The organism is Ruegeria sp. BF6 (genome assembly GCF_056538665.1).
This window is the reverse complement of the sequence record NZ_JBQFTN010000003.1, coordinates 254924-276142: the sequence shown is the minus strand read 5'-3', so window position 1 is coordinate 276142 and position 21219 is coordinate 254924. Positions and strand designations below refer to the sequence as shown.

General features: G+C 59.7%; 25 protein-coding genes and 1 riboswitch. Of the genes, 16 read left to right on the top strand and 9 right to left on the bottom strand.

Annotated elements, in window-relative coordinates:
- Positions 1 to 134 precede the first annotated feature (134 nt).
- Genes ACR0IM_RS11770 through ACR0IM_RS11750 form a run of 5 tightly spaced genes read left to right on the top strand, consistent with a single transcriptional unit; the run spans position 135 to position 4341 of the window.
- On the top strand, positions 135 to 1469 hold the full coding sequence (locus ACR0IM_RS11770; protein ID WP_480682009.1) for an NAD(P)/FAD-dependent oxidoreductase: 1335 nt from the start codon (positions 135 to 137) through the stop codon (positions 1467 to 1469).
- Positions 1420 to 1965, top strand: coding sequence for a hypothetical protein (locus tag ACR0IM_RS11765; protein ID WP_480682008.1), 546 nt, complete (start codon positions 1420 to 1422; stop codon positions 1963 to 1965). Before ACR0IM_RS11770 ends, ACR0IM_RS11765 begins: the two co-directional genes overlap by 50 nt.
- Positions 1965 to 3188, top strand: coding sequence for an MFS transporter (locus ACR0IM_RS11760; protein WP_480682007.1), 1224 nt, complete (start codon positions 1965 to 1967; stop codon positions 3186 to 3188). The genes ACR0IM_RS11765 and ACR0IM_RS11760 overlap by 1 nt, the downstream gene beginning before the upstream one ends.
- Positions 3185 to 3802 carry a DUF3833 domain-containing protein gene (locus ACR0IM_RS11755; RefSeq protein ID WP_480682006.1) on the top strand — a complete coding sequence of 206 codons (618 nt, stop codon included), beginning with the start codon at positions 3185 to 3187 and terminating at the stop codon, positions 3800 to 3802. Before ACR0IM_RS11760 ends, ACR0IM_RS11755 begins: the two co-directional genes overlap by 4 nt.
- Complete coding sequence (locus tag ACR0IM_RS11750) at positions 3799 to 4341, top strand: DUF3833 domain-containing protein (RefSeq protein ID WP_480682005.1); 543 nt, start codon at positions 3799 to 3801, stop codon at positions 4339 to 4341. The genes ACR0IM_RS11755 and ACR0IM_RS11750 overlap by 4 nt, the downstream gene beginning before the upstream one ends.
- Positions 4342 to 4353: 12 nt before the next feature.
- Here ACR0IM_RS11750 and ACR0IM_RS11745 read toward each other — a convergent pair whose 3' ends face one another.
- The 6 genes from ACR0IM_RS11745 to ACR0IM_RS11720 all read right to left on the bottom strand — a co-directional run bounded on the left by ACR0IM_RS11745 (position 4354) and on the right by ACR0IM_RS11720 (position 8649).
- Positions 4354 to 5514, bottom strand: a complete 1161-nt coding sequence (locus ACR0IM_RS11745) for an energy transducer TonB family protein (protein WP_480682004.1) — start codon at positions 5512 to 5514, stop codon at positions 4354 to 4356.
- Entirely contained in the window at positions 5511 to 5888 is a 378-nt protein-coding gene (locus ACR0IM_RS11740) for an ExbD/TolR family protein (protein ID WP_480592264.1), read from the bottom strand. The genes ACR0IM_RS11745 and ACR0IM_RS11740 overlap by 4 nt, the downstream gene beginning before the upstream one ends.
- Complete coding sequence (locus ACR0IM_RS11735; RefSeq protein WP_480682003.1) at positions 5885 to 6211, bottom strand: biopolymer transporter ExbD; 327 nt, start codon at positions 6209 to 6211, stop codon at positions 5885 to 5887. Before ACR0IM_RS11735 ends, ACR0IM_RS11740 begins: the two co-directional genes overlap by 4 nt.
- A 31-nt stretch (positions 6212 to 6242) precedes the next feature.
- Positions 6243 to 6908, bottom strand: a complete 666-nt coding sequence (locus tag ACR0IM_RS11730) for a MotA/TolQ/ExbB proton channel family protein (RefSeq protein WP_480592258.1) — start codon at positions 6906 to 6908, stop codon at positions 6243 to 6245.
- Entirely contained in the window at positions 6905 to 7333 is a 429-nt protein-coding gene (locus tag ACR0IM_RS11725) for a hypothetical protein (protein ID WP_480592256.1), read from the bottom strand. The genes ACR0IM_RS11730 and ACR0IM_RS11725 overlap by 4 nt, the downstream gene beginning before the upstream one ends.
- Before the next feature lie 551 nt (positions 7334 to 7884).
- The gene (locus ACR0IM_RS11720; protein WP_480682002.1) at positions 7885 to 8649 is read right to left on the bottom strand and encodes a DUF3299 domain-containing protein; all 765 of its coding nucleotides are present in this window, start codon (positions 8647 to 8649) and stop codon (positions 7885 to 7887) included.
- 142 nt (positions 8650 to 8791) lie between these two features.
- Positions 8792 to 8991: riboswitch (cobalamin riboswitch) on the top strand.
- Between the two features lie 94 nt (positions 8992 to 9085).
- On the opposite strand from ACR0IM_RS11720, the gene ACR0IM_RS11715 reads away from it, so the two are divergent.
- The 4 genes from ACR0IM_RS11715 to ACR0IM_RS11700 are packed head-to-tail and all read left to right on the top strand — an operon-like array spanning position 9086 to position 12206.
- Positions 9086 to 9442: a DUF1636 family protein gene (locus tag ACR0IM_RS11715; RefSeq protein ID WP_480641270.1), complete on the top strand. Its 357-nt coding sequence runs from the start codon at positions 9086 to 9088 to the stop codon at positions 9440 to 9442.
- Positions 9439 to 10224, top strand: a complete 786-nt coding sequence (locus tag ACR0IM_RS11710) for an ABC transporter ATP-binding protein (protein WP_480682001.1) — start codon at positions 9439 to 9441, stop codon at positions 10222 to 10224. The genes ACR0IM_RS11715 and ACR0IM_RS11710 overlap by 4 nt, the downstream gene beginning before the upstream one ends.
- A 19-nt stretch (positions 10225 to 10243) precedes the next feature.
- Complete coding sequence (locus ACR0IM_RS11705) at positions 10244 to 11191, top strand: ABC transporter substrate-binding protein (RefSeq protein ID WP_480592248.1); 948 nt, start codon at positions 10244 to 10246, stop codon at positions 11189 to 11191.
- Between the two features lies 1 nt (position 11192).
- Entirely contained in the window at positions 11193 to 12206 is a 1014-nt protein-coding gene (locus tag ACR0IM_RS11700; protein ID WP_480682000.1) for a FecCD family ABC transporter permease, read from the top strand.
- On the opposite strand, the gene ACR0IM_RS11695 is transcribed toward ACR0IM_RS11700, so the two are convergent.
- Positions 12181 to 12789, bottom strand: a complete 609-nt coding sequence (locus ACR0IM_RS11695; protein WP_480681999.1) for a UbiX family flavin prenyltransferase — start codon at positions 12787 to 12789, stop codon at positions 12181 to 12183. The two genes, ACR0IM_RS11700 and ACR0IM_RS11695, sit on opposite strands and share 26 nt — an antisense overlap.
- Positions 12786 to 14294: a UbiD family decarboxylase gene (locus tag ACR0IM_RS11690; RefSeq protein ID WP_480681998.1), complete on the bottom strand. Its 1509-nt coding sequence runs from the start codon at positions 14292 to 14294 to the stop codon at positions 12786 to 12788. Before ACR0IM_RS11690 ends, ACR0IM_RS11695 begins: the two co-directional genes overlap by 4 nt.
- 140 nt (positions 14295 to 14434) lie before the next feature.
- On the opposite strand from ACR0IM_RS11690, the gene ubiT reads away from it, so the two are divergent.
- The 4 genes from ubiT to ACR0IM_RS11670 are packed head-to-tail and all read left to right on the top strand — an operon-like array spanning position 14435 to position 18092.
- Entirely contained in the window at positions 14435 to 14977 is a 543-nt protein-coding gene (ubiT, locus tag ACR0IM_RS11685) for a ubiquinone anaerobic biosynthesis accessory factor UbiT (protein ID WP_480641274.1), read from the top strand.
- A complete protein-coding gene (gene ubiU, locus ACR0IM_RS11680; protein WP_480682117.1) occupies positions 14977 to 15954 on the top strand; it encodes a ubiquinone anaerobic biosynthesis protein UbiU in 978 nt (325 codons plus the stop codon). The genes ubiT and ubiU overlap by 1 nt, the downstream gene beginning before the upstream one ends.
- 3 nt (positions 15955 to 15957) lie before the next feature.
- On the top strand, positions 15958 to 16869 hold the full coding sequence (gene ubiV / locus ACR0IM_RS11675; RefSeq protein ID WP_480681997.1) for a ubiquinone anaerobic biosynthesis protein UbiV: 912 nt from the start codon (positions 15958 to 15960) through the stop codon (positions 16867 to 16869).
- Complete coding sequence (locus ACR0IM_RS11670; protein ID WP_480641276.1) at positions 16866 to 18092, top strand: NnrS family protein; 1227 nt, start codon at positions 16866 to 16868, stop codon at positions 18090 to 18092. The genes ubiV and ACR0IM_RS11670 overlap by 4 nt, the downstream gene beginning before the upstream one ends.
- A gap of 177 nt (positions 18093 to 18269) precedes the next feature.
- Here the strand turns inward: ACR0IM_RS11670 and ACR0IM_RS11665 are convergent, their stop codons facing one another.
- A complete protein-coding gene (locus tag ACR0IM_RS11665) occupies positions 18270 to 18419 on the bottom strand; it encodes a hypothetical protein (RefSeq protein WP_480592231.1) in 150 nt (49 codons plus the stop codon).
- A gap of 465 nt (positions 18420 to 18884) precedes the next feature.
- Between ACR0IM_RS11665 and ACR0IM_RS11660 the strand changes: the two genes are divergently transcribed.
- The 3 genes from ACR0IM_RS11660 (at position 18885) to ACR0IM_RS11650 (ending at position 21191) form a co-directional block, all read left to right on the top strand.
- A complete protein-coding gene (locus ACR0IM_RS11660; protein ID WP_480641302.1) occupies positions 18885 to 20186 on the top strand; it encodes a tyrosine-type recombinase/integrase in 1302 nt (433 codons plus the stop codon).
- A complete protein-coding gene (locus ACR0IM_RS11655) occupies positions 20183 to 20842 on the top strand; it encodes a hypothetical protein (RefSeq protein WP_480641303.1) in 660 nt (219 codons plus the stop codon). Before ACR0IM_RS11660 ends, ACR0IM_RS11655 begins: the two co-directional genes overlap by 4 nt.
- A gap of 142 nt (positions 20843 to 20984) precedes the next feature.
- Complete coding sequence (locus tag ACR0IM_RS11650; protein ID WP_480641304.1) at positions 20985 to 21191, top strand: helix-turn-helix domain-containing protein; 207 nt, start codon at positions 20985 to 20987, stop codon at positions 21189 to 21191.
- Positions 21192 to 21219: the final 28 nt, after the last annotated feature.

Below are 21219 nucleotides of genomic sequence, written 5' to 3'. Positions count from 1 at the left end.
CGGCTGAGCAAAACGGCTGGATCACCTCACTTAGCCTCACGACATAGTGCATCTGAGAAAAACTTCTAAACTGATTGATCCACCCCCGCACATGCTGCGTATCCTATTGTAAAATGTCGCACAAAGAGGATGGCATGTTCGACGAAACCCGCGGCGCGCGCAAGAAAATCGCAATAGTAGGTGCAGGAATCTCAGGTCTGTCGGCTGCTTACTATCTTTCCGAAACCAACGACGTGACAGTGTTTGAGGCCGAGCCCCGACTAGGCGGGCACGCGCGCACTGTGATGGCCGGCAAGAACGGGGATCAGCCCGTTGATACCGGGTTCATCGTGTTCAACTATGCCACCTACCCCTATCTGACGCGGTTGTTCGACGAGTTGAACGTGCCGGTCACGAAATCCGAGATGAGCTTTGGCGCAACCATCGACGATGGCCGCATCGAATACGGGCTGAACAACCTGCGCACGCTGACGGCGCAGAAACGCAACCTCGCGCGCCCGGCTTATTACAAGATGATCGCTGACATCCTGCGCTTCAGCAAAGAGGCGCCCGAGGCTGCACAGGATGACGACACGACAATCGGAGAGCTGGTAGACCAGTTGCGCCTGGGCTATTGGTTCCGCCACAACTACCTGATGCCGATGTGCGGTGCGATCTGGTCCACCCCGGTGGAGTTCGTGGATCAGTTCCCGGCGCGTTCGCTGGTGCAGTTTTTCAAAAACCACGCCCTGCTGGCCAGTGGTCGGGTCAAACAGCATCAGTGGTACACGGTCAAAGGCGGAAGCATTGAATATGTCCGCCGCATCGACGCCGCCCTGCGCGCCCGTGGCAGCGAAATCCGGCTGGCGTCTCCTGTCGACCGAATCCAGCGCGATGAAACCGGTGTGACCGTGCACAGCCAGGGCCAGGCCGATCTGTTTGATGAGATCATCCTCGCCACCCATTCCGACCAGTCGCTGGCCATTCTGGGTGAGGCGGCAACCGATGCAGAAAAGGCTGCATTAGGGTCTATTCGTTATCAACCCAACACTGCCATCCTTCATTGCGATCCAAGCCAGATGCCCCGCCGTCGGGCGTGTTGGTCCAGTTGGACCTACCGCTCGCAAGCAGGGAATGTCGGGGTTACCTATTGGATGAACCGCTTGCAGAACATTCCGGACAGCGATCCGCTGTTCGTAACGCTGAACGCGTCGTCAGAGATTCGCGCGGATAAAATCTATGATCAGGTCGAATTTGCCCATCCGGTGTTCGACAAAGCCGCCCTCAGAGCACAAGGGCAAATCCGCGAGATGCAGGGACAGAACCGAACCTGGTTTGCCGGTGCGTATAACCGGCATGGCTTTCACGAAGACGGGATTGCCAGCGCGATGCATGTCGTCGAGCGCATGAACGGCACCCCGCAGACACTCGGAGCTGACAATGGAATTCTTGCAAAAGGTCCGGCCATCCCTGCCTCGGCCGGGATATAATACTCTTCGCGCGGCATTTCTGTCGCTTGCCGTGCTGACCCCGGTCGGGTTGGAAGCGTCTTCCGGGCTGAACGCTTTGGACGACGCCCAGCTGCGTGGCACCGCGACGTTCCGGTACCTGGGCTTCCCGCTGTACGACGCGCAACTGTTCACTCCGGGCGGTGCCGCGTTTAACTGGACTGAGGATTTCGGGCTGGAGCTGAAATACCGCAGAAACTTGACCCAAAAGGCGTTGATCGATTCAACCTTGGACGAAATGGCGCGCATTGGCCGCCCGGCCCCGGTGCGTGATCAGCTTCAGGCCTGCTTCAAAGCCGTCAACAAGGGTGATCGTTACCTAGCGGTCTCAGACGGACCGGACGCTGTCTCGTTTTGGCTGAACGGGCGCAAGACCTGCACGATGACCTATCCGGGCATCAAACGCAGCTTCATGTCCGTCTTCCTGGGCGAGAACACCCGATCAGCTGCGTTTACGCAAAAACTGCGCGGGCAGTGATGCTGTATCCGAGGGTCAGTCTCTATGCGCTGATGCTGGCTGCGGCGGGTATCCCGCTGTATATCCACCTGCCACGCTTTGCCGTCGTCAATCTGGGCATAGGGTTGGGAGTTGTCGGTACCCTTCTGCTGGTGATCCGACTTGTCGATCTGGTGCAGGACCCACTGATTGGCTGGGCTATCGACCGTTGGCCAAACGCCCAGGTGCTGTTTGCAGCCGCCGCTGCAATTGGCCTGGCGATCGGGTTTCCCTTGTTGTTTGGCTTGCCCGAGGGGGCCAGTGTTGCTTTGTTAGTGTCTATTTTGGTACTTTTGTTCTCGGCCTATAGCCTTGGCACCATCCTGCTTTATGGTCGCAGCGCGACGCTGGCCAAGCGCCCTGACCCCAAAGAGCTGATGACGCTGGCCGCATGGCGCGAAGGTGGGCAACTGACCGGCGTTATCCTCGCCGCAAGCGCCCCGGCCCTGTTCGTTGCTTTCGGGGCCAGCGCGCAAGGTTATCCGGCGTTCGGCCTGTTTTTGGGGCTGCTCGCCATCCTGACGCTGACCGTGACATTGCCAATGTGGCGTCGCGCGCCGATCACCGGTGAAAGCCTGTCCTTTGCCGGTCTCGGGCAGGCCGGCGCGTTGCGGCTTCTCTTACTGGCGCTGGTCAACAGCCTGCCGGTTGCGATCACCTCGACTTTGTTCCTGTTCTTTGTCGAAGACCGGCTGCAACTGCCCGGAAAAGCCGGGCCGTTGCTGATCCTGTTCTTCCTCAGCGCCGGGGCAAGCGTGCCGCTCTGGGCCAAACTCAGCAACCGAATTGGCCCGAAACAGACTCTGATGATCGCCATGCCGCTGTCGATAGCGGGTTTCATCGGCGCCGCCCTGCTGTCCACCGGAAACCTGACCGGGTTTGCGCTGATATGCCTGACCTCGGGCGCGGCGTTGGGCGCGGATATGGTGGTGCTGCCCGCCATGTTCTCGGTGGTGCTGACACGCGCGGGGCTGAACGCCTCGGCCGCTTTCGGCATCTGGTCCTTCGCGGGCAAGCTTGGCCTTGCGCTGGCTGCTTTTTTCACTCTGCCGCTGCTGGAGCGCAGCGGGTTCACGCCCGGGCAGGCGAATTCGACGGAAGCGTTGAGGACACTCACCCTCGCCTATGCCGTACTGCCCTGTATCCTGAAACTCGGCGCGTTCGGGCTGGTTCTGACGCTGCCTACGGAGGTCTCAGCCAAATGACTGTCGTTGCCATCCTTCTGCTCGCCATCCTCGCCCTGATCATCGCCCAGCGCCGGTTTCTGAGTTTCCGGTCGCAAGCGCCATCGGACTACACGGGCACCGGGCCTGCTTTCCAAATGAAGGAGAACCTGAATGGTGAGATCCTCTCCGAAGGGCTGATCTATGGGCCCAACGGCAAGATGTCGAACAGCTTTGTCGCCCGCATGGTTGGCGAATGGAATGGCAATACCGGCACGCTGGCCGAGTATTTCACCTATTCCAACGGCAAGACAATGACCCGTAAGTGGTACCTGACTCTGGGCACCGGAAACACGTTTATCGCCACGGCAGACGATATCGTGGGGGAAGGCCACGGCACCATTTCCGGTTCCACCGTCAAACTGACCTACAAAATCACCCTGCCAAAGGATGCAGGCGGGCACACGCTGGATGTCACCGATTGGATGTATCTGACCGAAAACGGCGTGATCATGAACCGGTCCGAGATGCGGAAGTTCGGTATCAAGGTCGCCGAGTTGGTTGCCACCATGCGCCCGGCGCCCGAGGCAAAGTCCGCCCATGTCAGCGGATCGAACGGCTATGACGCCAAGGCGGAATCGAGGACGTTGCAATGACCTCGCGCCGGTTTCTGATAGCAGCTCTTGCCGTCATTGGGCTGGCCGCGCTGACCGCCTGTTCGGCAAAGCCGCGCGTGCCCAAGACCTTCCTGTCCGACCGACAACTGAACCTTGAGGAGTTTTTTGAGGGCAAAACCGTCGCCTATGGTCAGTTTCAGGATGTGTTAGGCAATGTACCCCGCCGCTTTATGGTCCAAATCGACGGCACATGGGATGGGGAAACCCTGACGCTGGTTGAAGATTTCGTCTATGACGATGGCGCGACCGAACAACGTATCTGGACCCTGACCAAAACCGGCGAGGATAGCTGGACCGGCACCGCTCCGGGTGTGTTGGGGACCGCCAGCGGGATCGAGCGCGGGGATACGTTTAACTGGACATACAAGATCGACCTGCCGGTGAAAGACGGCACTATGCGGGTAAATTTCGACGATTGGATGTGGTTGCTGAGTGATGATCGGCTGCTGAACCGCGCCTATGTTTCGCGCTATGGCGTACGGCTGGGTGAGGTCATTCTGTATTTCGAGAAACTGTAAGTCACCGGCGGCTCATTTGCTGGAATAGACAAATGACAGCGATCGGCTAACGCCCCCGGGTGGTCTCGGAAAAGGAGAAGCCGCTTGGACCTGCGCCTTGGCCGCCCGTTCAAGATCTGGTGAGCCATTGGTATCCACGACTTCGACATAGGCCAGGGTTCCGTCCGGGTTGATCACGAAAAACACCCGCGCAAAGCCTCGCGCCGCTGTGTAGACGATCGGAGCGCGGTTCAGATGCACCAGAACTTTCCCGGCATAGTTGGTTCTGTCCGAGTTTCCGGGACCCCGCCCACCCGAACGAGTGCCGCTGCTGCCCGAAGTGAACAAATCCTTGCCCTGGCGCCGATAGGTGGTCAGGGGCGATTCAACCTCTTGCGTCGGATATCGCAGGTCACTGAAATCCCGTGCCCCGCGCAGCGTGGCCGGAGGATCTGGCTGCGCAAGCCGGTCCGGCAGGCGTGGTCGGATCGAAGACGTCAGCGCCTGCTCCGGTTCCTCGTTGCTTTCGTCAGCGTCGGGCACTGGCTCGGCCGGTGTGGCGGGGATATCGGCCTCAAGCGTTTCACTTTCAGAAGGCACGACCGGCGCAACCGAGGGCACGGGGTTTTCTGCTGGCTCCGGCAGGGCCGCGATCTGCTCGGCCTCGGTGGGTTCAGGTGCCGCCGGGGTTTCCTCTGCCGGTTCCGTGGCCTCGGGGCGGCCTTCGGGCGCTTCGGCAACCTCCGCTTCCTCGACCGGTGGGGTCTCCTCCACATCATCGCTGGCAGATTTGTCGCCATCCGCGGTGTCCTGAGTTTCGGGAGCCTCGGCCTCGACCGGCTCGGGCGCGACAGGCTGCAGGATTTCGGACGTGCCAGTGTCGGGGGAAAAAGTTTTCTGCGGGTCGTCCGAGGCCACATGCACCTCGGTGGTCGGAATCTCAGCAGGTTCGGGCGCGGGTTCCGGGGGGTCCTCCACAGCGGGCTCGGGGGCCTCGGGCGGTTCGGGTTCAACCGGTTCGGCGATGGTGTCCACAAGGTCTTCGAAACTGTTGCTCAGCTCGACTGAATCCCTTCGACCATCGTCAGCCGACTGTTGCGTCAATCTGGGTGCGGTCAGGCTCAGCCCCATCAGGTGCAAAAACAGAGAGAGCAGCGCGGCAAGGGCCGCGATGACGACCGACCCCCGGATCATTCCAGCGCCTTCTCGGTCACGACAAAGACGGATGCCGCACCCAAACGGCGCAGCTCTCCGGTCACTTCGATCAGCCGCGCGCCAGAGGCTTCGCGATCCGGCACGATCCGCACCGGCCCGGGGTCGCGCCCGGCCATATATGTTGTCGGCTCTATCGGCGCTCCGCGAAAGCTGAGCGTGCCGTCCTGGTGCAGCACCAACGCGTCCGGCGGCTCGCGCCCGTCCAATTCAGAGGTGTCGACCAAATTCAGATCGGGGTCCAGCGGTGTGGCCACCGTGCCCGCGATCAGAAAGAAGATCAGCATCAAAAACACGACATTGATCAGCGCAATGGTCGAGTCGCGTTTGCGGCGGGGGCGGCTATAGCGGATCATTCCAGCATCAGCACGCTCAGGCCCTCGCGCCCGCGCAACAGAACTAGAAGATCCACCAGCCGTTGCGCCGTGGTGTCAGGATCGAGGCTGACAAGCACCTGCCCGGTGGTTACCTGCGCCGTCAATTCCTCCAGCGTGACAGGTATGCCGTTTAGAACCAGCCGATCTGCGCCCAGTTGGACAAAGGCGCGGTCTTGTGGTGCGTCCGTCGATGCGCCCCCCGTCGTGGCGTTGCTGAGCTCGATCTCACCGTATTTCGAAAAGGTCGAAGTCAGCATGAAGAACAGCAACAGCAGAAAGATCACGTCGATGAGCGGTGTCATCGCCATGGGTCGTCTGACAAAGGGTGCGGGGTTACGCATGTCCGGGCGTGGCCGCCATGGGTTGCGCATCTTCGGCCAGCGGAATCGCCCGCCCCGGTACGAGAACCGTGCGCAGGGCTTTGTCGGCGAACACCCGTTCGCGCGCGGTGCGACTTTCGAACCAAGACAGCACCATCGAGGTCGGCATCGCCACCGCCAGACCCACAGCCGTTGTCACCAGTGCCACCCAGATGCCGCCCGCCAACAGCGACGGGTCAACCGAAGACCCAGCGGATTGCAGGCTGCGAAACGCTTCGATCATGCCCAGAACAGTACCGAACAGACCCAGCAAAGGCGCCAGTTGCGCCACCGTATCCAGCAAGCGGAAACCGCGTTCCAGCCCGGCCAGCGCCAGCCCGGCCTCGGCATCCAGCCGTTGATCCAGGCCGGGCGCATCCGGCGCGTCCATCGCAACCCCGACCAGCGGCGCAAGATAGCTGTGGCTTTTGGCCAGACGCGCGCGGGCGGTCTGGTGATCACCGGCATCCCACGCTGCCAGCGCCTGCGACAACACACGGTGCCGTCCTACACCCGAAGCGGCAAATTGCCAGAGCTTGTAAAGCGTCACCGCAAGCGTCACCACGGACATGGCGATCAGGATGGCGACAACCGGCCCGCCAAGGGCCAGGATTTCGCGCAGGGCGTCAAGAAAACTCATCCCAAAAGCTCCACTTCTGTTCGGCTGTGCAAGGTTGGTGTCTGGTCGCAGATATCGCTGTCAGCACCTCCGACGGTGCAGCTGCTTACGCCATTGATCAGAACACGCCCGAGGTTTTCGCAGGTGATGCCTCGGATATCAAACTGACGCACCCGCGGGCGTTCTGCCGGCAGGTCCCGAAACCCGAAAAGAGTGATCCGTTCGAAAACACCCGCGGCATCGAATATAACCACCTGATAACTGGCACTGTCTATCGACGTTGTGGTTTGGTTTTCGACCAGAAAGGTCAGGCGGCAGGCGCTTTCGACCTCTTCCACCGCATTCAGCTCGACCATCAGGCCCGGCTCGACTTGCGTGGTTTCGGCCAGTGCCGCAACAGGCAGCGCACAGAGAATGGCGGCAAGGGCCGGACGGCGATACTTCATAGATGCGCTCCTGATCGTTCTACGCAGGCAGGACTTTGGCGGCGTTCCACCCGTCATATCCAAGACCACTGGGGCTCGAAAGGGTTGCCGACACCTTTGTGATAAAGGGCGATTTACAGCCCGTTCAACCCTGCCGTTTCATGACTTCCATCGCAAGTGCATGATATTGCGAAGGCTCCGGGTCGGGCTGATAGGCTATCGCACAGGCCACCAGCCACTCCATCGCGTTCGACTTGACCCGGTGTTCGGTGAAGATCGCGATGTTTCGGCGTTCGAATATCTGCGCATAGATGGGCCAATCGCCCTGTACAGCCGGGAATAGCGCACCAGCGGCATGCGCTGTTCGCCGCCCGCGAGGTCAACCTCTGCAAGGTTAATGGGTGTCATCAATACATCCAGCACCTCTGAAGAGGCTCAAATCGTCGTCACTTGTACACCTAAAAAGAAATCTCAGCGCACCCTGAGATTAAGGTTTTTCAAATCCCAAAGACGATCGGTTCTGTTCAGGAGGAAATCGGCAAGGCAGCCTGGGGGGCGATCCGGTGATCCCGTCACTCAGACGCCTTCTCCGCGCCGGTTTTGCTGTTGCCTGCAGCACGGAAGCGTTCGGCCGAGCTCTGCGTCCACTTCAGTCCGCCGCCCTGTGTTTCCAGGGTTTCGACACTGTCGGCCTCCAGCTGGAACGTCGCGCGCATGGGCATCAGCCCATCCACCACCATTGTGTTTTGTTCTGACGGATCGATGGTCAGCTTTCCGGTCAAACGAACCAGCTCGTGGACGTAACCGGGCTCCCAGTCGCCGTTCAGCCGTACCCGGATCATCTGATTGGGCGGCGGCGGCGGCAAGTGGCTGCACATCCCGGGCTGAGGCACCAGATAAGCGATGGGGTGCCCATCCGCATCGGGCGGCGCCGGAATGGCAAACCCCGCCAGCGTCACCGTTTGACCGTCGAATTCAGGGTTTCCGGCCGCACCGGCACGATCCCGGCGCTGGGCGACGACAAGTCGCTGGTCCAGCAGCCAGTCGATATCGATGCCGTCCGCAGCCAGGGCTTCCTCGGTTTCGACCAGAAGCTCCTGCCACTTCCGCCGCTCATCGGGGCTGCCCACTTCCTGACGCAGCCTGCCGCGCAGGCGCACGACGAAAATCAGATCGTCGAACTGCTCCGGGCTGAGATCGCGGTAGGGGTCTTCGAAGACCTGAACGGACGGGTCAGGCAATTCGGACCATTCCAGTTCAGCCCCCGGTGCCGCCAGCGCAGAAGAACCGCACAGGCTCAATGCCAGAATCGTTGCAAGGTGAAACCAATATCGCATGATCTGAGTCTATCTTCCTGCCGAGATCATTCCAGCCAGTTTTTGCGAACAACGTCCTTAACTGGCCACCCTTATGCCTCAGAGCTGGCCGGTAACGAACGAACAGGATGAAACTTTCATATTGACGCACTGGGCGATCTCGGGCAGTCAATCTGATGATGGTTCCCCCAATTGGGGATGAAAAGGGAATACGGTGAGGTCCGCTAACCGGCGCCAACTCCGTGACTGCCCCCGCAACTGTAAGCGGTGAGCGACGCCATAAATCCACTGGCCCACAGGCCGGGAAGGATGGCCAAGCCAAGACCCGCAAGTCAGGAGACCTGCCATCATGTTTTCAACCAACCCGGGGCGGGGCGTCCCGGAAGGAGGCAAAGTGACGAACGCGTTACGCTATTACATTGCCGCCACCTCGCTTCGGCAATAAGCGGAGTGGGCAATGGCAAACGATCCCCAACACTTCCTGCTGATTTGCGAGACCTGCAACGGCACGGACGCCGCGCATGCGATCGGAAAGGCGCTGACGCACCGGCTACCTTCCGGGTTTTCCATACGCATGGTTTCCTGCATGGCTGGTTGTGACCGACCGACAACCGTAGGCTTTCAGGCTGTTGGCAAAGCGCAATACCTGTTTGGTGACGTCAAATCCTCGCAGGACATTGATGCTCTGGCCCAGTTTGCGCGGCAATTCCAAGACAGTGGGGACGGCTGGACCAATGCTTCTGACCGTCCGCGTGCATTGTTCAACAAAACCTTGGCTCGTATGCCCCGTCTGAACGTGGAGGTGCACCCGTGACAAACTCAGCGTTTCTGATCGCGCGTGGCCTAGAATACTACGCACTCAACGGCGACGTCCTACTACAGGGAGCATCCTTCGAACTGGACAGGGGTGCGGTTTTGGCCATAGCCGGACCAAACGGGGCCGGGAAAACAACGCTTCTGAACCTTTTATGCGGTGCAGCTGAGATGGTTCTGGGGGACGTCCTTGTCGATGGGCGCAGCCTGAAACAGATGTCGTCCAAAGACCGTGCACGCATGATCGCCGTTGTCAGCCAGCAGGAGTTCCCGGACGGTCGGCTGCTGCTGCGAGACTATGTAGCGCTGGGTCAGATTCCGATCCGCTCAGACCGATCCGCCGAAGACCACGCGGTCGAGCTTGATCGGATACTGGACCTGACCGGGCTGGGCCCACTGGCGGACAAGCGGATGGCCCTGCTGTCCGGCGGTGAACGCCAGCGCGCGCATATCGCCCGCGCCCTGGCGCAAAACCCGTCTCTGTTGTTTCTGGATGAACCCACCAACCATTTGGACCCGGACGCCAAGGGGAGAATGCTGTCGCTGGTGGCCGAACTGGGCATCACGGTGGTCATGATCGTGCACGATCTGGTCATGATCCCCGAGTTTGCCACCCACGTGGCGCTGATGAAATCCACGCGTCTGACCAGTTTCGGCCCCGTGGCCGAAGTGCTGACGCCCGCGCATGTGCGCGACACGTTTGGCGTCGATTATCTGTGTTTCCAGCATGAAGGCCGAGTGATCCCGGCACTGGATATCCGAAGAACCCCAGTTTCAAATTAACTTAAGGAAACTCTCCCCAATGAAACATATCTGGTCTGCGGCCCTGATCACCGCCATGGCAGGCAGCGCCTCCGCGCATGAGGTAACGATTGACAATTGCGGTGAACCGCTGGTTTTCGAATCTCAACCCGAAAGGCTGGTCGTTCATGACATGAACATGACCGACATGGCCTTTGCCCTTGGCCTGCAGGACAAGATCGTGGGCCTGACCGGCATCACCGGCTGGTACAAGACCAGCCCCGAATTCGACACCCTGCGCGGTAACATCCCCGAACTTGCGCCGAAATACCCGACCGTTGAAAATCTGGTTGCGGCTGAACCCGACCTGTTCTTCGCCGGTTGGTATTACGGCATGAAACCTGGCGGCGACGTGACACCCGACACTCTGGAGCCTTTTGGCATCAAGACCATGATCCTGACCGAAAGCTGCGTGCATCTGGACAAGGATCGCCCCGAAGCCAGCATGAATCTGTTGTTCGACGATGTGCTGCGTCTGGGCAAGGTCATGCATGTCGACGACAAGGCGGAAGCACTGGTCGGCGGCTGGAAAGAAGAACTGGCCGCGATCGAAGCACAGACCGCCGATCTGGCCAAACCGCGTGTCTTCCTGCTGGATGGCCCGGCAGACGCGCCCTTCACCGCCGGTAAATTCGCCATTCCCGATGCGATGATCGCGGCCGCCGGCGGCGAGAACGTCACCCATGACATGGACACCAGCTGGGGTCGCACCTCATGGGAGGCTGTTGCCGCATCCAACCCGGAATTCCTGGTGTTGCTGGACTACCAGACCGGCAATGGCGCGGGAGATACATTCAAGTTCCTGCAGGAGCATCCGGTAATGTCACAAACCGACGCCGTGAAGAACGAGCGCTGGATCGGCCTGCGGTACGAGGAACTAACCCCTGGACCGGCAAATATCGAGGCGATCTCGAAAATGGCCAACGCCATGCACCCGGGCCTCAACTGATATGAACCGATTGAGCCTTGTGCTCGTGCTGGGGGCGGTCGTTCTGACCGTCCTTTTGCTGATTTCGACCGTCTACGGAACCACACCCATTCCAGCGACAGACGCATTCAACGCTGTCCTGTTGGGCACCGGGATGATCGACGGAGAGATGTCGGCGCTGCACCGGATCGTGTTTGACCTGCGCCTGCCCCGCGCATTGTTCGCGGCCGTCGTTGGTGCCGGGCTGGGGATTGTCGGCGTGGTTCTGCAGACCACCACGCGCAACGATCTGGCCGACCCCTTCCTGTTTGGTCTATCCTCGGGCGCGGCAGCAGGAGCCGTGTTCGTCATCACCGTGACCGGCGATATTCTGGGTTTCTGGACCTTGCCGCTGGCGGCGTTTTGCGGCGGTCTTGTGGCGTCGGGCATCGTGCTTGCGCTGGTGCACGCCATGCGCACAAGCGCACCGGAAAAACTGATCCTTGCCGGACTGGCGGTTTCCTTCCTGTTCTCGGCCATCACCAATTATCTGATCTTCGCGGGCGACAGCCGCGCGGCGCATACGGTCATCTTCTGGATGCTGGGCGGGCTGGGTCTGGCACGTTGGGAAACCTTCCCACTGGTCTGCGTCGGACTGCTGCTGATCCTGTCCTATTCGCTGTATCGCAGCCGCTGGCTGGACGCCCTGCTGACCGGAGACTTGACCGCCGCCACGCTGGGCGTACCGGTCCAGGGCCTGAGGTTCAGCATGTTCTTCACTGCGGCCCTTGCCACCGCCGTATTCGTCTCGGTCGCAGGTGTGATCGGCTTTGTCGGCCTGATGGTGCCTCATATCGCCCGCGGTATCGCCGGACCGCTGCACAACCGGCTTCTACCCACGGCGGCGATTGTGGGTGCGGCCTTGCTGACGGGATCCGACATTCTCAGCAGGCTTCTTCTGGCGCCACAGGAGTTGCCGGTGGGGATCGTGACAACCTCGATCGGTTCAGTGTTTGTTTTTCTGCTGCTGTTCAGGACCGCAAGGGCTCAGCACTAGAGCCAGGTATCACTCCTGCTTCGGCCCATTGATTTGCCACCGGCGCGGATACTCCCAACAGATCGATCGCGCGGGCGGCAATCTGGACGACGATATCCGACACGCATTGCGGTTTCAGATAGAAGGCCGGTACAGGCGGCAGGACAATCGCGCCCATTTCGGTGGCGGTTGTCATGTTCCGAAGATGTACCAATGTCAGCGGCGCTTCGCGGGTCAGCAGGACCAGACGCCTGCGTTCCTTCAGTTGGACGCTGGCGGCGCGGGTCAGTAGGTTGTCATCCAGACCATGCGCGATTGCCGCCAGTGACCGCATCGAACAGGGTGCCACGATCATCCCCGTCACCGGGACCGATCCTGACGCAATGCTAGCGCCAATGTTGTCGATGGAATGGTGGCGGGTTGCCAATCCCTTGAGGGTTTCAAACGCATCACCTCCACACTCTTCAAGAAGCGTACGTTTGGCTGCGTTGCTGGTGACAAGGTCGATTTCGACGTCCAAGCCGGACAATTGCCGCGCAACCGACATCCCGAGTGCCGCACCCGAGGCTCCGGCCACGCCCAGGATCACACGGTGTTGGCTCATGACGCCGCTCCTTTCATCAGGCGGGAAACAAGATCGGCGGCAAAGTCCGCGTCTTTGTTCGCCGTTTTCATCACGGTTCCCCATTCCCGGCTGGTTTCGCTTTCGATCTTGGTCGTGGCGTCGATGCCCATTTTCCCGGCTAGCCCCGGTTGCGGAGAGGCGAAGTCCAGGTAGTCCATCGGTGTGTTCTCCAGCGTCATCACATCCCGACCCGGGTCCATTCGCGTGGCAAGCGCCCAGGCGATGTCATCCCAGTTTGCGGGGTCGATGTCGTCATCGACTACCACGATCATCTTGGTATAGCTGAATTGCGGCAGCATCCCCCACAACGCCATCATCACCCGGCGCGCCTGACCGGGATAGCGTTTGTCGATACTGACAACGGCCATGCGGTACGAGCACGCGGCGGGCGGCAGCCAAAGGTCGCGGACCTCAGGAATCTGGGCGCGTATAGTGGGCAGCGCGAGGCGGTTGAAAACCTCGCCAATGATCGCGGGCTCGTCTGGCGGGCGGCCGGTATAAGTGGACAGGTACAGCGGGTCCTGCCGATGGGTCACGGCAGTGACCTGCATGACCGGGAAAGGCTCGGCCCGGTTGTAATACCCGGTGTGATCTCCGAACGGCCCCTCGGGCGCGGTTTCGGTAGGCGACACCCAACCTTCAAGGATGATCTCGGCCTCGGCCGGAACCATCAAGGGCACCGACTTGGCGGCCACCATACGGGGGCGGGCGCCGTTGAGCGCGCCTGCAAAAGTCATTTCGGACACGGTCTCGGGAAGAGGCAACGCGGCAGACAACAACGTGGCCGGATCCGCCCCCAGAACAATGGCAACCGGAGTCTTTTCACCCCGCTTCGCCCAACTCCGGTGATGGGCCGCGCCGCCGCGATGGGGCAACCACCGCATGATCAGCTTATCCCGGTCCAACACCTGTGCGCGGTAGATGCCCGCATTATACGACGTGACATTGCCCGCCTCGGAACCGTGCGGTCGGGTGATGACCACCGGCCAGGTCACAAGCGGCGCCGCATCGCCCGGCCAATGGGTCTGCACCGGGATGGAGGCCAGATCAATATCCGACCCTTCCAGTACAACCTGCTGGCTAGGGCCAGACTTGGTGATCTTGGGTCGCGTCGCCAGAGCGGCCTTCAACATCGGCCAGCGCGACAGGGCGTCCCGCACCCCGTCCGGCGGCGTCGGAGTTTTGAGCGCGGCTAGAAACGCGCCCATCTCGTCCAGTTCCTCCGGTTTGATCCCAAGCCCGGCGCATACACGTTCGGCGGTTCCGAACAGGTTCGCGACAACCGGCATTTTTGAAGGGATACCAGCACCCATCACCGGAAAATCGAACCGCAACACCGGACCTGCCCGTTCCAGAACGTTGCGGTGAACTGCTGTCATTTGGTGGCGAACCGAGACGGGCTCGAACACGGTCAGTAGCTGATTGGCGTCCCCGCACCAGTCAAGGAAACTGCGCAAGCTGGGGAAGGAGGGCAAAGATCGCACGGGAGATCCTGTTCATGAGAGCCCGGCCTGCCTATCAGCGAAATTCCGCAGCGAAATTGACAATGATCAACTTGGGAACGCGCACAAACATTTATCAGTGCCCGGCAAGAGACGTGTCGACCGTGCCAAAGGAGCCCTGCTTGTCCCAATCGCCCGCTCAGATTCCGCGCTTTCCGCAGATGGCCACCTATCCGTTGCGCATTTTGCCTTTCGCCCCCTTGTCGGCCATCCTGTCCACCTTTTCCCGCAAGATTGCTCAAAAGCACCCGGGCATGTTCCGCAGGCTTGGAGAGCATGATCACACCCGGTTCATCCTTGATCCGACCGACCTGCCTTTTGTGATTTGCCTTGATCCGAACGGTGGAAGCCCGCGCGTGACGGTCATGCGCGGCCCGGCAGAAGGTGCCGCAAGGATCGCCGGGCCGCTGGCTGCCCTGTTGGGCCTTGTTCACGGCGCCTATGACGGGGACGCGCTGTTCTTTTCCCGCGATCTGGTGATCGAAGGCGATACGGCCGCCGCGCTGGCCCTGCGCAACGCCGTCGACGATGCCGAACTGGACTTCGCGCAGGAACTCTCGGACCTGTCCGGCCCATTGGCGCACTCCATGCAGAGGGTTCTCGCACTGATCGAGCGAAGAACCGGCGTTAACCTGAGCAGACCTGAAGAGGCAGAACTATGGTAATGGAAATTGTCTGCCCCGCCGGCACCCCCGCCGCGTTGCGTGCGGCAGTAAAAGCGGGCGCACACACGGTTTACTGCGGCTTTGCCGATGAAACCAACGCCCGGAACTTTCCCGGCCTGAACTTCGACCGCGCGGAAATGCGCGAGGGCGTGGCCTTTGCCCACCAGCATGGTGCCAAGGTTCTGGTCGCCATCAACACTTTTCCGCGCGCCGGGCACGAGGCCATCTGGCACAGCGCCGTGGCCGATGCCGAAGCTTGCGGCGCCGATGCGGTGATCCTGGCCGATGCCGGCCTTCTGGCCCACACCGCGCGCCATCATCCGGGCCTGCGCCGTCATCTCTCGGTACAGGCCGCCGCCGCCAATGCGGATGTCATCAACTACTATGCCGAGACCTTTGGCGTGAAACGTGTGGTGCTGCCGCGCGTGCTCTCGGTGCCGGAGATCGCCGCGATTAACGCAGAAACCGAGGTTGAGACCGAGGTGTTCGTCTTTGGTGGTCTTTGTGTGATGGCCGAGGGCCGCTGTTCGCTGTCGTCCTACGCCACCGGCAAATCGCCCAACATGAACGGTGTCTGCTCTCCGGCAAGTCATGTGGAATACCATGACGAAAACGGGGTGCTGGATGCGCGTTTGGGCGGTTACATCATTCACCGCGTCAACAAAGGCGAAGCCGCCCCCTATCCGACCCTGTGCAAAGGATGCTTCAGCGCAGGTGAGAAAACCGGCCACCTGTTTGAAGACCCGGTCAGCCTGAACGCCGAGAAGCTGATCCCGCAGCTGCAAAATGCGGGCGTCACCGCACTCAAGATCGAAGGCCGCCAACGGTCACGTTCTTATGTGGCGCAGGTGGTGCGCAACTTCCGCGCCGCCGTGGATGCGCTGGATGCAGGCCACCCGCTGCCCGAGGGCATGTTGGCCCGTCTGTCCGAGGGTCAGGCCATGACCACCGGCGCCTATAAGAAAACCTGGAGATAAGCCATGGATCTCACCGCTGGGCCGACCCAGTTCTTCTGGTCCAAAGACCGTTGGCTGGAGTTTCACACCGCTTTGGCCGACACCCCCGTTGCCCGTGTCGTATTGGGCGAACTGGTCTGTTCCAAACGTTTGCCGTTTTATCAGGAGCACATCGCTGAAGCGATCGACACGCTGCAAAACACAGGCAAAGAGGTGGCCCTGACCAGCCTTGCGCTGGTCACGCTGAAACGCGAACGCAAGCTGACCGCTGATCTTTTCGAAATGGGCCTGCCGGTTGAGGTCAACGACTTGTCTGCCTTGCCGCATATTCCGAAAGGCACACCGTTCTGGGTTGGTCCGCTGGTCAATGTCTACAACGAAGGCACGCTGACATGGCTTGCCTCGCTGGGTGCCACACGGGTGTGCCTGCCGCCCGAACTGCCGTTGGAAAGCGTTGAGGTGCTGGCCAAAACCGCCGCGGATCTAGGTGTCGCCATTGAGGTCTGGGGCCATGGCCGCCTGCCCTTGGCGATCTCGGGCCGCTGCTATCACGCGCGCCTGCACGGACGCACCAAAGACAACTGCCAATTTGCCTGCGAAGACGATCCGGACGGGCTGGAGGTGAAAACGCTGGAAGGTCAGCCGTTCATGACTATGAACGGTGTGCAGACCCTGTCAGACACGCACGCCGCTGCGGTCTACCAGACCGAGACACTGGGGCGCTCAGGTGTCGCTGCCCTTCGCCTTTCTCCGCAATCACAGGGTTTCCCTGCCATTTGCACCGCCTATCACGCCCTACTGCAAGGAGATGCCACGGCACAAACAACGGCCGCAAAGCTTCAATCCCTCACGCCGGACGCCCGCTTTTCCGATGGGTTCCTGCAAGGTGCATGTGGCGCCGACTGGTCCGCCGACCGGGCCGTCCCGGCAGAGTGACCTCAAGATCGTTCTGGGCCGCGCCCTATCGCCCCATGTTCAGCGGCGCGGCACTCTGGGCACTTGTCTGCGTCGGATGGTGGCCGCTGAGCGTGCGCCTGGGCCTGCCCGCCCCAGCGTTTGAGCCAAATGTTCTGTGGCATGTGCATGAGCTGCTGTTCGGCTTTGCCGCGTTGGCTGTGGGCGGCTACCTCCTGACTGCCCTGCCCAACTGGGTGGCCAAGCCCCCCGAACAGGGCACAGTATTGAAGCTTTTGATGGGGTTCTGGGCTTTGGGCCGCGTTACAACGGCCTTGGCTGACCGCCTCCCTCTCAGCCTGATCCTGTTCTGCAATGGTCTGTACTACATCGCTTTGTTTGGCCTTCTGACATGGCGCATCGCAGCCGCGGGCGCCTATGTCAAAATTCCGTTTGCTATCGCTGCACTGGCTCTGGGCCTGGTCGAAGCCATTTACATGACCATCAGTAAATCCGGTGATGTCGCGGCCAGCCTGTCCCTTGTGCGCGCGGTTTTGATCGGCTTCGCCATGCTGATCACCGCCATCGGCATTCGTGCCGTCCCCGCCTTCACCACCACTTGGCGTCAACATCAAGGCTTGCCTGCGCTAGACATACCCTACAACGAAGGGCTGCGCTTGATCACCCTGGCGTTGCTGGCCTGTAGCGTGCTTGCTCTGTTGTACGACGTTCCCGGTTTTGCAAATGCCTTGCTGATCATCGCCGCCGTTTCCGTGCTTGCCGCGATGTGGCTGTGGCGCAGTTTCGACACATGGCACAACCCGCTGCTCTTCGGGCTACACGCGGCATTTCTCTGCCTCCCTCTTGGACTGCTGCTTATCGGCTCTGTGTGGTTTCTTCCGGCAGCCTATCCTACGGGCGATGCCCTGCACGCCCTCACCATTGGGGCGATCTCTGGCATGGTCATGGCCTTCACTGGCCGCGCCGCATCCCATACTTCAGAGGGTTCACTACGCGCACCACGAAGTCTGACCTGTGCCATGGTGTTGCTGTGGTGCGCCATCGTAACCCGCCTTGCCGCACCGTTAACTGTTTCTGGCAAGCTTCTGGAAAACACCGCCGCCCTGTTCTGGTGCTTCAGTTGGTTGTGTTACCTGATCGCCCTGCGCCGCGCACTCGTGGGTCCTGCGGTCCGACCTGTGCTCAGCGGCAGAATCTCCAAGATCCAGATCATGCCAACAGATGGGGCAAAAGGAAAAAAATAGGGTCTATTGCGCAAAAAAATGAGCAAGGGCTCCTTTGATCGAGTGGAAATCCTCTTGGTATTCAACCGATCATAGAAGTTCGTTATGTTGATGTAGGGCAGCTCGGTTTTTTGATGGTACCGCCAAGATATCCGAACTGATAGTTCCAGGCATCCCGCGGCCGGGGCATCCCACGGTTCAAGTTCCGTCCACCCGCGGCCTCGATAGCAACATGACAACCCCACCCTCACCTGTTTTTCGAATGTGATCGTTCAGAACTTGGTTCTTCTGAGCGGACGACATGTCGGCGATCAATTTGGCATGCGAAGAGAGTTTGCTGTCCGTCATGGAAAGCTCCTGCGCTATACGAGGTTTTTGATTGTTGTGATGGTGATCAGCCTCGCTTGGGTGGTCCAATTTGATTGTTAGTGCATGACCGGCCTTTGGCCCATCTGAACGATGGTTTCCGGAGCCGGTGGTGTATATCCCAGAGCATTGTGCGGGCGGTGCTAGGTGGTTGCTGTAGGCGTGAGAAATTCTCGCCTATTCTTGCTAAACCCTAAGAAAAAAGTGGTGAGCCGTGCAGGATTCGAACCTGCGACCCACTGATTAAAAGTCAGAAGCACCCATACTCTGCGTCACTATCTACACTTGTCCGCCGTCGTCTGAGGGTGTGCAGAATATGCTATATTTTGCTTGCAGTTCAGGCGCAATTCGTATTGTCCCCCAAGTAAATAGTGTCTACAATTGTCCATGATCGTCTATCAGAATCCAACCCATTTTGTCCCCTATGAGTCCCCTAGAGGCCACCACGTGAAGAAAGAGCTTACCAACGCGCTCCTGATGAAGCTCAAACCCCCGGCTGCTGGGCGGGATGAGATATCCGACACGAAACGCACCGGCCTGCGGTTGAGGGTTTACCCAGCCCGTGCGGTCTGGATGTACGAAAAGCGCGTCAAGGGCGGCGCAAAGCGCAAGCACACTTTTGGGACTTATTGCACATGGTCCCCGACCGGAAAGCGCGAAGATGGTGCGATTGGGCTGGCTGAGGCCCGTGCATTGGCTCTTGAGATAGAAGCTGAGGCCGCGCGGGGGTTTGACCGTGTACTAGAAGCCAAGCAGACCCGCAGGGATCAGGAGCGCGCCGCTGCGACAGCCCAAACCCTTCAGGACGTTTTGAACGTATATGACGAACTGCACCTCTCCACACTGAAAAGGCAGGAAGAGAGAAAGCGGCAACTTGAGGATGCTCTACGTAAACACCTTGCCCAGCCTATTGGTGACCTGACTCGTGCCAGCCTTCAAAAGCCGATTGATGACAAGGCCAAAGAAGGCAAGATGTTCATGGCTAACCGGACAAGGGCGGCTTTGAAGCACTTCACGCGCTGGGCGTGGCGGCGTGAATATTTGGCTGAGGACGTGGGCGACCGGCTCGAACGCGCCACCAAAGAGCAAATCAGGGATCGTGTTCTTAGCCTGGATGAGATTCGCGCAATCTGGAAACAGACCTATGAGCTTGGCGACCTATGGGGACCGCCTGTGCGTGTCCTGCTGTTAACTGTCCAGCGCCGCACTTCAATCAATAACTTGTGTAAGAGCGAACTAGAGCTTTCAAAGTTCCGGTTCAAAAAAGCCATATCGCAGGAAAAGAACGACCGGGGGCACATCACCCACCTATCGGCCCCGGCGCTGGCTGAGATTGAACAGGTTCTAGCTCGCCAAGAGCAAGCCAAGGCAGAGGCCAGCAAAAGTAAAAAAACCGGCAAGGTCCCTGCTACATCAGACTTCCTATTCACCACGACGGGCCGCACCCCGATATCTGGGTGGAGCAAAATGAAAACCCGGCTTGATAAGTTGCTTGGCGATGAGTTTGAGCCGTGGCGGCTACATGATTTCCGAACAGCGTTTGCAACTCACATGGCGGAACGCGGGATATCTGAATCTGTGGTTGACCGGGTATTGAACCACGCGGCCACTGCATCAAAGGCTAGCGCGGTTGCCAGAGTTTACAATCAGGCCGAACTGCTGGCAGAGCGCGCCGTGGCGCTGGACAAATGGGCTGAACTGGTGACGCAGGAAAGCGCGGATGTGGTTGAGATTGGCGGGCGGTCATGAGCGAAAAACCCGCCACGTCGATAGCTGAGGCTGAACTTGATTTTCTCGTCAGCCTCTTTCCTGACACGGACATTGAAGAAGTTCGAGGCAGGTTCAGTGATATATTCGGCGGCAAACCTGTCGGAAATGACCAGAGCATTCAAGCCCGCGAGAATCAGAATGAGTCAGTTGAGGTGGCAATAGCGGCGCTTCAAGTGCTGGTATCGAAATCTGGTGGAGAAGAAATCAGCGGGTTTGAGTTCCGCAGGGCATGCAAGGACATCCCATGCCAGTATAGAGAATACGCCAGTATTGATGAGGGCGGATACTCTCCGGCATCTGACCGGCTTTCACCGGAGAAGGTGAGGGCCGCAATTGATTCTTTTGCGGAGCGCTTATCCATGTCGCGAGTCTGGGACGCGCACAACCCTAGACCGGGCGGGAAAGACAATCACGCATACGGTTTGGCGGAAGCGATTGCCGATGTGTTCGAGGAATTGGGCGAACCGATACTCTCTGGAACTGCGCCGGTAAGGAATGGCAAGGCACGACCGAGTACAAAGTTTGGCAAAGTCGTTCAGCGGGCTTTTAAGTATCACAGCATTGATAGTAACTGGATTGCCCCGCATCGTGCCGTCTCTGCGGCCCGCCGTAAGCGGGCGAAGGCATCGAGCTAATACCAATTCACCCGACGGCCCAAATTTCCATTGGTATTAGCTAATATGCTGTTTTTAATACGTTTTTATGCCGTTTGGTTTGCTGCAACCTGATCCATTCGGGTAGCCTCCTGTGTATCGACACAGACTAGGAGAGCAAACCATGGACACCAAAGGAGTTAACGCCGTAAGGCCGCGTTACGGGACCGTACCCGAAGCGGCTGACTACTTGCGCCTTTCTCGCGCCCAACTATACGCGGAGAAGAAAGCCGGACGGATCAAGTTCACCAAATTCGGTAACGCTACTCGCGTCGAATATGATGAGTGCGACCGCTACGCTGATGAGGTCGGCAAACCCGCCCCCGCATAAACGAAACCCGCGCTCCATGGGTCAACAT

Bases quoted from the DNA above. Each gene is read 5' to 3' on its own strand.
- ACR0IM_RS11770 (WP_480682009.1), top strand. From the start codon at position 135: ATGTTCGACGAAACCCGCGGCGCGCGCAAGAAAATCGCAATAGTAGGT.
- ACR0IM_RS11765 (WP_480682008.1), top strand. From the start codon at position 1,420: ATGGAATTCTTGCAAAAGGTCCGGCCATCCCTGCCTCGGCCGGGATAT.
- ACR0IM_RS11760 (WP_480682007.1), top strand. From the start codon at position 1,965: ATGCTGTATCCGAGGGTCAGTCTCTATGCGCTGATGCTGGCTGCGGCG.
- ACR0IM_RS11755 (WP_480682006.1), top strand. From the start codon at position 3,185: ATGACTGTCGTTGCCATCCTTCTGCTCGCCATCCTCGCCCTGATCATC.
- ACR0IM_RS11750 (WP_480682005.1), top strand. From the start codon at position 3,799: ATGACCTCGCGCCGGTTTCTGATAGCAGCTCTTGCCGTCATTGGGCTG.
- ACR0IM_RS11745 (WP_480682004.1), bottom strand. From the start codon at position 5,514: ATGATCCGGGGGTCGGTCGTCATCGCGGCCCTTGCCGCGCTGCTCTCT.
- ACR0IM_RS11740 (WP_480592264.1), bottom strand. From the start codon at position 5,888: ATGATCCGCTATAGCCGCCCCCGCCGCAAACGCGACTCGACCATTGCG.
- ACR0IM_RS11735 (WP_480682003.1), bottom strand. From the start codon at position 6,211: ATGACACCGCTCATCGACGTGATCTTTCTGCTGTTGCTGTTCTTCATG.
- ACR0IM_RS11730 (WP_480592258.1), bottom strand. From the start codon at position 6,908: ATGAGTTTTCTTGACGCCCTGCGCGAAATCCTGGCCCTTGGCGGGCCG.
- ACR0IM_RS11725 (WP_480592256.1), bottom strand. From the start codon at position 7,333: ATGAAGTATCGCCGTCCGGCCCTTGCCGCCATTCTCTGTGCGCTGCCT.
- ACR0IM_RS11720 (WP_480682002.1), bottom strand. From the start codon at position 8,649: ATGCGATATTGGTTTCACCTTGCAACGATTCTGGCATTGAGCCTGTGC.
- ACR0IM_RS11715 (WP_480641270.1), top strand. From the start codon at position 9,086: ATGGCAAACGATCCCCAACACTTCCTGCTGATTTGCGAGACCTGCAAC.
- ACR0IM_RS11705 (WP_480592248.1), top strand. From the start codon at position 10,244: ATGAAACATATCTGGTCTGCGGCCCTGATCACCGCCATGGCAGGCAGC.
- ACR0IM_RS11700 (WP_480682000.1), top strand. From the start codon at position 11,193: ATGAACCGATTGAGCCTTGTGCTCGTGCTGGGGGCGGTCGTTCTGACC.
- ACR0IM_RS11695 (WP_480681999.1), bottom strand. From the start codon at position 12,789: ATGAGCCAACACCGTGTGATCCTGGGCGTGGCCGGAGCCTCGGGTGCG.
- ubiU (WP_480682117.1), top strand. From the start codon at position 14,977: ATGGAAATTGTCTGCCCCGCCGGCACCCCCGCCGCGTTGCGTGCGGCA.
- ubiV (WP_480681997.1), top strand. From the start codon at position 15,958: ATGGATCTCACCGCTGGGCCGACCCAGTTCTTCTGGTCCAAAGACCGT.
- ACR0IM_RS11665 (WP_480592231.1), bottom strand. From the start codon at position 18,419: ATGACGGACAGCAAACTCTCTTCGCATGCCAAATTGATCGCCGACATG.
- ACR0IM_RS11655 (WP_480641303.1), top strand. From the start codon at position 20,183: ATGAGCGAAAAACCCGCCACGTCGATAGCTGAGGCTGAACTTGATTTT.
- ACR0IM_RS11650 (WP_480641304.1), top strand. From the start codon at position 20,985: ATGGACACCAAAGGAGTTAACGCCGTAAGGCCGCGTTACGGGACCGTA.